This window comes from Bacillus sp. FSL W8-0519 (genome assembly GCF_038005585.1).
Taxonomy (GTDB): Bacteria; Bacillota; Bacilli; order Bacillales; family Bacillaceae_G; genus Bacillus_A; species Bacillus_A paranthracis.
The window spans coordinates 3,112,214-3,124,659 of the sequence record NZ_JBBOTL010000001.1; the positions used below are offsets into that span (position 1 = coordinate 3,112,214).

Genomic DNA, 12,446 nt, shown 5'->3' on the forward strand with positions numbered 1-12,446 from the left:
CTTCTTAGAAAACATTCGTTTGCCTCTGGACAACTTATATGTTAGAAGCTTCTTCATTCAATTTATAAACTCTATCTCTTTTCTCATCGTCTTTAATAAAAATAAGCTTTCCTTCTTTAACAAATCCTTCTAATAGTAAGCATACTTCTCCATATGCTTTCGGCTTATTCGTTGTGAATCTTTCATCTGATATTTTTCCAGCTCGTATTAATTGTTCACACAGCTCAAGTGCACTTATTTCTTCAGAATCCATTAATTCTAATATATCTCTTTGCAATGGTGATAAAGGTACTGGTATTTCAGCTACCTCCACTTTTTCTTTCGCGTTTTCTTCTTCAAATAAATCTTCAAATGAAATTTGATTCATTACTTCTTTTCCTTTCTAACGATTGATTTGTATAAAGCGTAGTTATTGTTATGTAGTACGTACCTTAATACATACATGTCAAACTCATGTACATCGTTTCATATAGTATATTTCGATTATACCAAATATACGTTCTGTTTTCTATCGTAGAATGGAAAACAGAACATTTTACTGTATGTATCATCATTAAATAACGCTGAATATCAATTATCCACATTTTTGGTTATATTATCAAAATTCCATCCATATTACGGAAATAAATGACAAATAATTATAACTTACATGTTACAATTACGATGCATGCATTTAGTTGTATTAAATGCATGCATCGTAATGAGTATATTTAATAAAGTTAAATGAAACTGGGGAGGCTTGCGCAAATGGGGAAGAAAACAAGCAAAGCTAAAAATTTTTTCGGATTCGTAATCACCGCAGCACTAGTAACTACAACGATGGTAGGCACAGCTAATGCACAAACAACTACGAATAGCTATAAGGTAGCTAGCAATACGAACACTGTATTTACAGATGTACCAAAGGACCACTGGTCAAAAGATGCTATTGATTACTTAGCAGCAGCAGGAATTTATAAGGGGTATGGAAATGGGAAATTTGGTTTTGGCGACAATGTTACTAGAGGACAGGTAGCTTCTTTAGTCAATCGACATTTAGGTTTAAAAGTAGACGATAAACAAGGAAATATGTTTAGTGATATTACAAATCATATGTTTGAAAAAGATATTAAAGCCATTGCGCAAGCTGGAATTATGACAGGTGATGGAACAGGTACATTCCGTCCAGATGATGTATTAACTCGATATGAGATGGCAGTAATATTACAAAAAGCATTTCATTTAGAATCAAAAGAACAAGGAAAATTTAAAGACGTACCAAAAGGTCATTGGGCTTATGAAGCTGTAAATACATTGCGTAGTAACCGTATAGCACAAGGTGACGAGTCCGGTAATTTTAACGGAAACACATTTGTGAAGCGTGAGCAGTATGCACAATTTTTCTATAATGCAATAGCAAAAAACAGACATTATAATTTCAACATCAATTCAAAAGAAGAACTGAAACAAATGTTAACAACCGCTTTACAGAATGGAACGTTTGGTCCATTTACATTAAATTCATTGCGTAAAGATATATCTGAAGTAAAAAAAGAATATGGAGTGCCTGATGTTTTGAAAAAAGCACCATGTACAGAATGTGATGCACCTAATATAGCGGTATACGGCGATTATAATATTGATATGTACCCTTGGGACGCTAGATATATATGGGTGAAAATGGATATTTCTATCGATGAATTAAAAGAGTGGTTTGGTGAGCCCGATTTAATCGGAGAGGATATGACTAGCGAAGGCTTTATATACAATCGAGGAAGCTATTCTCTTTATTTCAGCTTCTCTGATGGTTATATTCAACGCGCTGAAATATCTAAACGTGAAGATCGTTAATAAGTTACAAACAAGAAAAAGATCCTTCCATTTACTTTTACATGCAGTTAATCCCTCTCCATACTACCTTTACAAATGAAGATCATTTAGCCTAGTCTTTCATTGGTCAGTATAAAAAAATCCACCCAACTCAAATGAATTGGGTGGCTCTATACCACAAAAAGAATTTGCTATTCGGATTACTTCAATTTCCCCTCAAAAACAATCTTCCTACCGCACGGTTCAACTACTGTTTTACCGTCTTTCTTCACTTCATGAAAGATTGGCTCTTCCATGCGACGAGACGGTGCGTAGCCTTCTTGTTCCATACGTGCTAAGCAGTCTGTAATTGTTTCATTTTCGAGTACTTCAAATTTCTTTTTATTAGGTTGTTTTGTCATGCCCTAACCTACTTTCTATTTTTCTTGATGCGAATTGATTCTTCATGTAAATCATATATAACATTGCGAGAATTCCCATTATAATCATAACCGCAATAAAAAAGCTTGTATACTGTATTTTTTCTATAAATACGCCTCCTAATACAGGTCCCAGTATACTTCCTAAACTAAAGGCAATTCCAGATAATATATTACCTGCTGGCAATAAGTGTCTCGGTAATAAATCTGTCATAAATCCAAGTCCTAACGAGAAGCACGATCCAATGACCATACCCGCTAACAACATGCAGGCAAAGACGATCCAATAATATTGATCAAATACGGCTGCAAGCAAGAAAATGCCCGTACTTATGCAGAACGTCCACGTTAAAATACGATCCCTTCCGTATTTGTCACTTAATATACCGAGCGGAATTTGTGTAATAATGCCCCCAACTGCAAATGCTGGTAATAAGAAGGATACTTCTGAAACAGACCATCCTTTTCGAAGCGCGTATACTGGTAAGTTACTGTTTAACATTGCTTCCAGTACGCCATATGCAAGTGGTCCCAGCAGTGCAATCCATCCTAATCCAACAACTTGTTTATAACGAGAAAATGATGATTCACTCTTCACTTCTCTTTCATCTTGCGCCGGGAATGCATTTTTTGTTGGTAATAATAACAGCCAACCTATTAGACAAAGTATAGTAGATATAATAAATGGCGTTGCAAGACCGTACTGAACTGTGCTTGCTAAATACGGACCGACGGCAAAACCAATTCCGAAGAATACACCGTATATCGATACTTGTCTACCTATTTTACTCGGATCCGATGTTGTCGTAATCCATGTTTGTGTTCCGACATGTAGCATATGATCTCCCACGCCAACTAGAAATCTAAGGATAAACCATACCCAAAACGAAAATGTTTGTGTAAAAAAGAATAATGAAATAATAACGAGAAACCCACCAATCACAATAATTGGCTTCATTCCAAACTTTTGCATCGGTTTTTCAAGAAACGGTGAGATCACTAATATCCCAATGTATAGTGCTGTCGCATGAATACCGTTAATACTTGAACTAACCCCTTCTTGTTCAAAAATCATTGCAATGGCCGGTAAAAGCATTCCTTGTGACAAACCCGAGATTGCTACAATCCCAACCATAATCCAAAAAGTAAAACGTATCGACATCCCTTTCCCTCTCCTTCTCACGCTTTCCACTTCTCATTATAAACTGTTTCTGCAAATGCGTGTACGAATATTCGCAATAAAAAAGAAGCTAAAAGAATGAATCTTTTAGCTTTTTATCCTTCCCAAACTTGTGCTTTCACATTGTTATGGAATTGCTTGAAATACGGATGTTTATAAAAAGCAGTTTCATACAAATAATGATGCGAATGAACAATTGGTGGCTGTTGTATTTGTAACGGAACTACAACTGGTGAAACTTGCATATACAGCGGAGCTATCATCATTTTTGTATACACATGATGATTATATGGAGAATGCGCAATGAAGAACGGATGATGCATGGATAATCTCCCCTTTTACTTACAATGTTATAGTATATGCAATACCTTTCATTTCGGGGATTATTTCTGTTCTAACCAATCCTCTACATGCTTTATAAATACATCTAAACAATCAATAAACGGCGAATGACCGCAATCTTCTAATACCTTCAACTCTGCATTTTGCAAATGTTTTGCTAACTCCTCACCGACTACTTGTGGTACGACATAATCTCTGTCACCTTGTATGACGAGTGTTGGCGCTTTAATATGATGAATTTGCTTACTTCCCTCTACAACCCCATTATGTTCATCTGAAATATTAAATGTAATGAGCGCATAATTCACATCTACGAAATTACGTTGCGTTAACATATCGTCTAAATACTTTTCATAACGGTCTGGTTCAGGTTGATTATGTGTATATATTAATAAATTCCATACTGTACGGTAATATAATTTATTCATATTTTTTATCGCATCTAACACTGGTGCAATCTGTACGGGATCTTGTGCAATTTCTTCTTTCGTCTTTACTAAGCTTGATACGATTGGTTGCCCGTTTATATCCTTTTTAAAAATCGGATACCCTTTCATGCCCACTGATTCTACTAAAATTAACTTTTCTACAAAAGTTGGGTGATTCGCTGTAAATTGCATTGCAACACCACCGCCCATTGACCAGCCCATTAATGAAAATTTCTTTAGTTTTAACCCGTCGATAAATAATTTTACATCTTCTGCAAAGTCTTGTATTGAATCTATCGCTTTATTATACGTTGATTGACCAAATCCCCTTAAATCGAGAGCGTAAATATGGTATTGATCTTGCAGCTTTTCAATAACTAAATCAAAGTGTTGTGACGATGTCATGTTCCCGTGAATAAGTACAAGAATATCTGTATTTTGCCTTCCAACTTCCTGATACGCAATCGTTTCTCCGTTCGATAGTGAAACAAACTTCATTGTTGCAGGCTTAATCATCACAAGTTCCCCCATTCTATTTAAATAGAAAGAAAATTCTTTACTTACTTAAAGAATAGCACGTAGAATATACGTTCGCAACATAAAACCTATAAGAATTTTTTACATAAATCAACATGTCTATTACTAGACAATTATAATAAAAAAGTATATAGTTAGCTAGGTAACTAATTTGAAAGGATCAACATACATGGACGAAAAACAACATTTTTTTCACATTGTCAGCCAGACTTCTCGCAAGTTTACGAAGAAATTTAATGAACGCGTATCTCCCACTGGGTTATTTAGTGCGCAATGGGCTGTAATTTTCCGTATTAATCAAACTGGTTCTTGTACGCAAACAGAATTATGTCAGTATTTAAATGTTGAATCACCAACGATGACTCGTACGTTAACACGTATGGAAACGATGGGATGGATTATTCGTACTGAAGGAAAAGATCGCCGTGAGAAGCTCATTTCTTTATCAGAAACAGCGATAAAAATGATTCCGGTATGGCAAGAAGAAGTTGATACTTTTGAAGAAAAGACGTTAGAAGGTATTAACGAAGATGATTTACATCAAGCATTTCAAGTGTTACAACAAATTATTAAAAACTTAGATTAACTTGGAGGGATGACCATGCAAAGTGAGAAACTTTGGACGAAGGATTTCCTCGGAACTTGTTTTAGTAGTCTATTTCTCTTCTTAACATTTTATATGCTTATGACTACTTTACCCGTCTATGTAATAGACGGCCTAAAAGGAAAACCTGAGGAAATTGGTTTAGTTGCAACTGTTTTTCTTATTTCATCTGTTTTGTGTCGACCATTCACAGGAAAATGGCTCGATGATTTAGGAAGAAAGAAAATATTATTTATTTCACTTTCACTATTTTTAGCCGCTACCGTTATGTATTTCGGTGCACAAAGTTTATTTTTATTACTAGCCCTTCGCTTCTTACATGGTATTGGGTTCGGTATGGCAACAACTGCAACTGGTACGATTGTCACAGATGTTGCGCCAGCTCATAGACGAGGCGAAGCACTTGCCTATTTCGGCGTATTTATGAGTCTGCCGATGGTAATTGGTCCTTTTTTAGGTTTAACAATTATTTCTCATTTTTCGTTTACTGTATTATTTATCGTTTGTTCCGTATTTTCATTACTTGCATTTTTATTAGGACTACTTGTCAATATTCCGCATGAAGCACCTGTAAGCAAACAAAAACGAGAAAAAATGAAATGGAAAGACTTACTTGAACCATCTTCTATTCCAATCGCTCTTACAGGATTTGTTTTAGCCTTTTCTTATAGTGGTATTTTATCCTTTATTCCTATTTATGCAAAAGAGCTCGGTTTAGCTGATATTGCAAGTTACTTCTTTATTTTATATGCACTTGTTGTTGTCATTTCTCGTCCATTTACAGGTAAGATTTTTGATCGCTTCGGTGAAAACGTACTTGTTTATCCAGCTATTATTATTTTCACAATTGGGATGTTCATTTTAAGCCAAGCACAAACTTCATTTTGGTTCCTTGGCGCAGGTATGTTAATCGGTTTAGGTTATGGAACATTAATTCCTAGCTTCCAAACGATTGCGATTTCTGCTGCTCCAAACCATCGACGTGGTTCTGCGACAGCTACGTACTTCTCATTCTTTGATAGTGGTATTGGCTTTGGTTCTTTCATTTTAGGTATCGTCGCAGCGAAATCAAGCTATCATAATATGTATTTTATCGCAGCTATTATCGTTGCGTTCACTTTACTTTTATACTATGGATTACACGGACGAAAACAAAAATTCAAGAAACAACGTACAGACGGACAAATATCCGCTTAACTTTTATAAGGAAAGTAAACTTCCCCGTTTACTTTCCTTATTTTGTATTTCTTTCAATAGACGCGTATACTAATAGTAGAAATAAAAAGGAGGGACCGATATGAAACTAAAAAAATCTCCCCTACTCTTACTCATAATCACATTCATATTTGTAATTACAGGGCTCGGTTTTACATACTTCAAACACAATAAAACAATCCCATCGAAAAATAACGTGACGAAAAAAAATTGGCTAGATGATCCCTACTTACGTTGGTCGTATACACATATGAAAGAATTCACTTTAATTAACGAGGTGAAAAATAACCCGGATCACGTTTTTCACTTCTCTACCGCATTGCAAAACTTAGACGATTTTGCTGTAGAGCGTAGATTTGGAAATACAACTCCTCTAAAAAAACTTTTAGATGATAACAAAACAGATGCGTTTGTCGTTGTACACAATGGACAACTTGTTTATGAACGATATTTCAATGGATATAACGAGAGCGAACCGCATGGTATGGCGTCATTAGCAAAGGTTTTTACTGGAGCAATGATACAATCTCTCGCTGAAGAAAACCGTATTGACTTAGAAAAAACAGCTGACACATATATAAAAGAATTAAAAAATACACCGTTCGGAAAAGCAACACTGCAGCAATTAATGGACATGCAAGTTTCTGTGGAATACCCCACTCACGGCTATGAACACCCAGCGTTAGAAAATCAAGATGCACAACTATACTTGGCAAGCAATATTTTACCTCGAGGTAAAAATTACGATGGTCCCATGAAAATTTATGATATGTTACAAGAAGCAGAAGAAACTGCACCGCCTGGTTCCGATTTTTCTTACGATAACGGATCAACAGAAACACTCGCTTGGATTATTCGAACGATCACAGGTAAATCATTAGCTGAAAATGTTAGCGAGCGCATATGGTCTCAAATTGGTATGGAAGAAAACGCGTATTACGTTACAGATGAAACAAAAATAGAACAAGCGAGCGCTGGTTTAAATGCAACTGCTAGAGATATGGCGAGATTCGGACAATTATTATTAAATAACGGGGAATATAACGGAAAACAAATTCTCCCTTCTTCTATTACTGAAGATATAAAAAATGTTCAAGAAGGTGAACTTGCAGTTGGCCCTGGAGCTTCCATTTCTTATCATAATCAATGGTGGATTCCGCACAATGAACAAGGTGCTTTTGAAGTGTTAGGTAGTTACGGACAAACACTTTACATCGATCCGAAAGCGAATATGGTAATTGTCCACTTCTCTTCTAACGCTACGCCAAGTAATGAAATCCACTCCGTTTACTCTAATATGTATATTGATATTGCACATCATTTAGAGAAGCTTCCACAGTAGTGGAAGCAGGAGTTTAAACCTTACATGTATGACTATTTAATTGAACACACAATCTGTTGTGTTGAAACATAAATATATCTAAAAAAGGAGCTCTCTTCATAAAGAGAGCTCCTTTTTTTATTTCTTCTTCTTTTCTGTCGGTTGACTTTGTTTAGCGAAATTAGATGAATCATCGAAATTTGGTTGCTTTTTACCAGCATTATTACTTCTACCTTTTCCCATATGTAATACACCTCCCCTCCTCCTTACTATTCCCAATAAAAAAATCCTCTTGCATCCAGAATTTTTTTATTGTCCCTTATTCATATGGCACTACTGTTCTCGTAGTACTTCCAACACTTTCAGTTAGAGAAGCTTCCACAGTAGTGGAAGCTTTTTCTTGTTGGGGTGTTTTACTTAAAACCATTACCCTCATAACGGTTATTCATCATTAAATTTTTTATTAGCAATCCAATAATACGTTACGAAGAGTGTCAATAAGATCCAAACTATAGTTAGTACTCCTGTAATTATTGCGTTTGAATGTACGCCCCCCGTAACTAACGTTTCCATTGCATACTTACTCATACTTGCTGGATTAAGCAAATCCATTATTGGATTCAAACCGACGATTACTCTACAGGCTAAAAGGAAAACAATTGAAATTAATGCAATCATACCTTGACTGTGAAAAATAGTACTTATCATTGTTGTGAAAGATACGATAAAAAGAATCCAAATTAGATACAATAGTAATCCAGTAATTAGGTGCGCAAATGGAACGGCAGTAAAAAGAGAATTTACATATAGATAAGAAGTAACGTATCCAATTGTTACACTACAAGCTACCATTAAATAGTTGGCCACTATTTTCCCACCTACATATGAAGTAACAGTAACGGGTCTTGTTAAAATAAAAGCCAACATACCATTGGCTTTATCTGTTTGAATAGTACCCATCATAGATATCACTAGAATCATAAGTCCGAGCTGATCAAACTGGGATCCCAAAGTACTTGCTAATACTTCGCCTCCTTTTTGTGTTGCCATATTTGGATCAATGATAATTCCCTGCCCTCCACCTAATGCTTCTAGAATTGATGGTAAATAATGAGTTACTATCGGTTGTGTCGCGCCTAAAAATATAAAAACAATTGGTAGCCAAATGATCTTAAAATCACGTAACATTTGAACATATTCTTTTTTTATCAATACCATTGTGTTATTCATTTTTGCACCACCAATTTCAAAAAAATTTCTTCTAAAGTATCGTTGCTCATTTCAAATTTAACGATGTTCACTTTATGTTCGAGTGCATTTTGCAGTAACATATTTTTATTTATTTCAATACTTTCAACCTTTACTTTGATTTTAAGCCCAACCACTTCTACGTCCTTCACATACGGTAATTTTTTTACAACTTCAATCCACTTTTGATCTTTAGTTGTTATTTCAATAATCAATTTATTTTTACTATTACGGTGTAAAAGTTCGGTAATCGTTGTGTCTTCTATTTTTGTTCCATCTTTTATAATGACAAATCGTTCACAGATTTCTTCTGCATCGCTTAAGATGTGGGTTGATAATAAAATGGTTGTATCTTTTTTTATTTCTTCAATCAGATTCAATACTTCTCGCCGGCCGATTGGATCTAATGCGGATACCGGTTCATCCATGACAATAAGCGAAGGTTTATGCAATAATGCTTGTGCAATACCAAGTCGTTGTTTCATTCCACCAGAAAATGTACTAACCTTTTCGTTTTCTTCCCCTTTTAGTCCAACTTTCTCTAAAATTTCTGGAATTGACTTTGACAATTCTACTTTATTCAATCCCGAAAGTTGGCCCATAAACATAAGCGTTTCTCTCGCTGTCATCCAATGAAAAAAATTAGGATATTGAGGTAGATAACCAATTTCACTTTTCATTTTTGATATTTTTATCCCATTCAATAAAACTTCACCAGCAGTTGGATTAGTAATATCCGAAATTACTTTTATTAATGTAGATTTTCCTGCTCCGTTTGGTCCAATTAATCCGACGCATTCCCCCGCTTGCAGTTCCATCGAGAAATTATTGACAGCAGTTTTTCCTTTAAATGATTTTGTTACATTTTTAATCTCTAGTTTCATAATTTCTCACTGTCCTTTCTCCCTATAACGAAGTAGAAAATAGGTCCCAATACATTAACGAAAAGAATAATGAACGTCCATACAAGTACATTTTTTCTTGTTTTTCTATGTCGGTATAAATCAATGAATGCAATAAAAACTAAAAGTGCCCCCACTGCAATAACTGGCAATATAATAGGTAGAAAAGTCATAATATCAATGTCTTTAAGATCATTCAATCCATAATGTAGTTGCATTATTGTCATTCCTCCCTAAATTCATTCTCATTATTGATAATGATAAATCATAAACGAATGAATTGCAAACATTATTCTCATTATTTATAATGAGAATAAAAATATATGATAAATAAGGTGAGCGAATGAGTAATAAAGTTGAAATTTTAATGCATCCAGTAAGAATGAAAATTTGCCAAGTGTTAATGAGAAATAAGGAAAATGGGCTAACACCATTAGAAATGGTAAAAATCATTAAAAATGTACCACAAGCTACACTATATAGACAGCTACAAACTATGGTTGATTCTGGTATCGTCCATGTAATTAAAGAAAAAAAGGTAAAATCTGTTTCTGAAAAATATTACGCAATCAATGAAGAAGATGCAAAAATTGAAGGAAGTGAATGGAAAGGCTTATCTGATGATGAAAAATTAAACTACATTTCCTATTATCAGTTATCACTTATGACACAATATCAAAGTTACCTTAAGAAATTAGAGGAACAAAACAGTCAAGAAGATACTGCTACTTTTTCTGTAGTGGAATTAAAGCTAGATGAAGAACGCTTTGGAAAATTTCAAAGCGAACTTAACGAATTAATGATTAAATACTACAATAGCCAAAATAAAGATGAAATAGAGGCTCCGGTTCGGACCATCGCTATTACAATTATTCCAGAAACGTGAACTCACTCAACATACATAATACAAGCCGATGATTCCTTACCGTAGGAATCATCGGCTATCTTCATTTTGACTTTTGCTGTATGGCTGGCGAAAAAAACGGATCTAGAAACTGAAATGTTTTAAAATCTAGAATTCGAATGTGCTTAAAGTTGCTATCTATATTACATGAATTCTTTTCTCGTGTTAATCTCATACGATCCACACTCTCTCCAAAAACTTTTAAAAAAGAAGCATGGGTAAACTAACAAATATAAATTAGGGATCCACCAAGACATATCAAAATCTAAACGAATTGTCCAAAATGCTAGAGCTTGTAACCCTGAGCAAAAAGTTAAAATTAATGATAGAAATGCAAAGTGGCTCCAAGTATGTTTTTGTTTAGAATGCAAATACAAACTTAAAAATCCCGTTAACGAGATTAACAAATCTAGAGGCAGGAAAGACCAATTCCATGCTACTAAAATAGGATCTTCATAATCTTTAAACAAATATTCTTGCGGAATCATATGAAAAATTGTTATGAGCCAATATATAACAAACCCAACATCAGTAATAAAGAAAAAATACTTTAATCGATTCAATGTATACGTTCCTCCACCATTTCTTTTTTCTTCGCTTCATGTGCCGTACTATTAAAATTTAATATTACGACTCCAACTAAAATAAAAAGAATTGCTAGTATCTTAATTATATTGATACTTTCTCCAAAATAAATAAAACCAATTGTTGTAATCGTTACAATTCCCATACCTGACCACACCGCATATGCTACGGACATTTCCATCCCTTTTAATGCAAATGACAGAAATGCAAAACTTACTACATAAAATACAAAAATAAGAATGCTTGGTACAAGTTTCGTTAATCCATCAGATAGTTTCATTGCAGTTGTACCTGCTACCTCAAATAAAATTGCTAAGCATAAATAAATCCACTGCACTACTCTCCCACCTTCTATTTCGAATTAGAAATGCCATATAGTAACATGTCCATAATCGATTCAAGCATACTTCCCAATGTATAATCACTCTTTTCAATAAACATAGGATCATATATGCGATTCAGTGCCCCTAAATACACTTCAATAAAAAACGGAATTTGAATTTTTCTTATGCTACCTTCTCTCATTCCCTCTTCTATTAAACCAATTACAGTAGACCAGCCTTCACGTAAAAACTCATCTAATTTTAACCATTGGTAATAATGATGTTTTTTTAGTTCTACTAATAAACGTGCATCCATGAATGTAAATTGTTGTGGAATGCAAATTAAGATGAGTCTTATTTTTTCAACTATTTGTAACGTATCATCTTCAGCGATATTTTTTTCCTTTTCTTGAATACTTTCTATTACATTACGAATAACTTCATCTACTATTTCATCTTTTGAAGAAAAGTGCTCATAGATTGTCCTCTTACTGACAGCTAATTGTTTTGCTAAATCACTAATTGTAAATGTAAACCCCTTCGTTTGAATTTGATGAATGGTTTCTGTTACTATTCTTTGTTTCATAATCCGCCCCCTAAACCCTTGGTACCAATTTAGTTTTTTTGGT

Annotated in this window: 16 protein-coding genes; 5 read left to right on the forward strand and 11 right to left on the reverse strand. The window is 34.4% G+C overall.

Annotated elements, in window-relative coordinates; translation table 11 throughout:
• Positions 1–34: 34 nt before the first annotated feature.
• Positions 35–367: a DUF3895 domain-containing protein gene (locus tag NST14_RS16270; RefSeq protein WP_001071911.1), complete on the reverse strand. Its 333-nt coding sequence runs from the start codon at positions 365–367 to the stop codon at positions 35–37.
• A gap of 380 nt (positions 368–747) precedes the next feature.
• Here NST14_RS16270 and NST14_RS16275 point away from each other — a divergent pair, with 380 nt between their 5' ends.
• A complete protein-coding gene (locus tag NST14_RS16275; protein ID WP_074532946.1) occupies positions 748–1,830 on the forward strand; it encodes an S-layer homology domain-containing protein in 1,083 nt (360 codons plus the stop codon).
• A gap of 179 nt (positions 1,831–2,009) precedes the next feature.
• Here the strand turns inward: NST14_RS16275 and NST14_RS16280 are convergent, their stop codons facing one another.
• From NST14_RS16280 to phaZ, 4 genes are all read right to left on the reverse strand, one after another.
• Positions 2,010–2,210: an NETI motif-containing protein gene (locus tag NST14_RS16280; RefSeq protein WP_000166303.1), complete on the reverse strand. Its 201-nt coding sequence runs from the start codon at positions 2,208–2,210 to the stop codon at positions 2,010–2,012.
• Positions 2,194–3,390, reverse strand: a complete 1,197-nt coding sequence (locus tag NST14_RS16285) for an MFS transporter (RefSeq protein ID WP_074543637.1) — start codon at positions 3,388–3,390, stop codon at positions 2,194–2,196. The genes NST14_RS16280 and NST14_RS16285 overlap by 17 nt, the downstream gene beginning before the upstream one ends.
• 113 nt (positions 3,391–3,503) lie before the next feature.
• A complete protein-coding gene (locus tag NST14_RS16290) occupies positions 3,504–3,731 on the reverse strand; it encodes a hypothetical protein (RefSeq protein WP_000546480.1) in 228 nt (75 codons plus the stop codon).
• A 60-nt stretch (positions 3,732–3,791) separates the two neighbouring features.
• Positions 3,792–4,709: an intracellular short-chain-length polyhydroxyalkanoate depolymerase gene (gene phaZ, locus NST14_RS16295; RefSeq protein ID WP_229142818.1), complete on the reverse strand. Its 918-nt coding sequence runs from the start codon at positions 4,707–4,709 to the stop codon at positions 3,792–3,794.
• A 175-nt stretch (positions 4,710–4,884) separates the two neighbouring features.
• On the opposite strand from phaZ, the gene NST14_RS16300 reads away from it, so the two are divergent.
• From NST14_RS16300 to NST14_RS16310, 3 genes are all read left to right on the forward strand, one after another.
• Positions 4,885–5,301 (forward strand): MarR family winged helix-turn-helix transcriptional regulator, encoded by a 417-nt coding sequence (locus tag NST14_RS16300; protein WP_000343680.1) that lies wholly within the window; start codon positions 4,885–4,887, stop codon positions 5,299–5,301.
• Positions 5,302–5,316: 15 nt separating this feature from the next.
• Positions 5,317–6,516 carry an MFS transporter gene (locus NST14_RS16305; RefSeq protein ID WP_001190334.1) on the forward strand — a complete coding sequence of 400 codons (1,200 nt, stop codon included), beginning with the start codon at positions 5,317–5,319 and terminating at the stop codon, positions 6,514–6,516.
• Positions 6,517–6,616: 100 nt separating this feature from the next.
• A complete protein-coding gene (locus NST14_RS16310) occupies positions 6,617–7,876 on the forward strand; it encodes a serine hydrolase domain-containing protein (protein WP_229142819.1) in 1,260 nt (419 codons plus the stop codon).
• Between the two features lie 420 nt (positions 7,877–8,296).
• Here NST14_RS16310 and NST14_RS16315 read toward each other — a convergent pair whose 3' ends face one another.
• The 3 genes from NST14_RS16315 to NST14_RS16325 are packed head-to-tail and all read right to left on the reverse strand — an operon-like array spanning position 8,297 to position 10,223.
• Complete coding sequence (locus NST14_RS16315; RefSeq protein WP_109629862.1) at positions 8,297–9,085, reverse strand: ABC transporter permease subunit; 789 nt, start codon at positions 9,083–9,085, stop codon at positions 8,297–8,299.
• The gene (locus tag NST14_RS16320) at positions 9,082–9,987 is read right to left on the reverse strand and encodes an ABC transporter ATP-binding protein (protein WP_000764115.1); all 906 of its coding nucleotides are present in this window, start codon (positions 9,985–9,987) and stop codon (positions 9,082–9,084) included. Before NST14_RS16320 ends, NST14_RS16315 begins: the two co-directional genes overlap by 4 nt.
• Positions 9,984–10,223 (reverse strand): PLD nuclease N-terminal domain-containing protein, encoded by a 240-nt coding sequence (locus tag NST14_RS16325; protein WP_001175969.1) that lies wholly within the window; start codon positions 10,221–10,223, stop codon positions 9,984–9,986. The genes NST14_RS16320 and NST14_RS16325 overlap by 4 nt, the downstream gene beginning before the upstream one ends.
• Before the next feature lie 125 nt (positions 10,224–10,348).
• Between NST14_RS16325 and NST14_RS16330 the strand changes: the two genes are divergently transcribed.
• Positions 10,349–10,891, forward strand: coding sequence for a transcriptional regulator (locus NST14_RS16330; protein ID WP_000066859.1), 543 nt, complete (start codon positions 10,349–10,351; stop codon positions 10,889–10,891).
• A 161-nt stretch (positions 10,892–11,052) separates the two neighbouring features.
• Here the strand turns inward: NST14_RS16330 and NST14_RS16335 are convergent, their stop codons facing one another.
• Genes NST14_RS16335 through NST14_RS16345 form a run of 3 tightly spaced genes read right to left on the reverse strand, consistent with a single transcriptional unit; the run spans position 11,053 to position 12,403 of the window.
• Positions 11,053–11,472, reverse strand: coding sequence for a YvaD family protein (locus NST14_RS16335; RefSeq protein ID WP_001080897.1), 420 nt, complete (start codon positions 11,470–11,472; stop codon positions 11,053–11,055).
• Positions 11,469–11,831 carry a DMT family transporter gene (locus NST14_RS16340; protein WP_001198606.1) on the reverse strand — a complete coding sequence of 121 codons (363 nt, stop codon included), beginning with the start codon at positions 11,829–11,831 and terminating at the stop codon, positions 11,469–11,471. The genes NST14_RS16335 and NST14_RS16340 overlap by 4 nt, the downstream gene beginning before the upstream one ends.
• Positions 11,832–11,845: 14 nt before the next feature.
• Positions 11,846–12,403 (reverse strand): TetR/AcrR family transcriptional regulator, encoded by a 558-nt coding sequence (locus NST14_RS16345; protein WP_000813654.1) that lies wholly within the window; start codon positions 12,401–12,403, stop codon positions 11,846–11,848.
• Positions 12,404–12,446 lie beyond the last annotated feature (43 nt).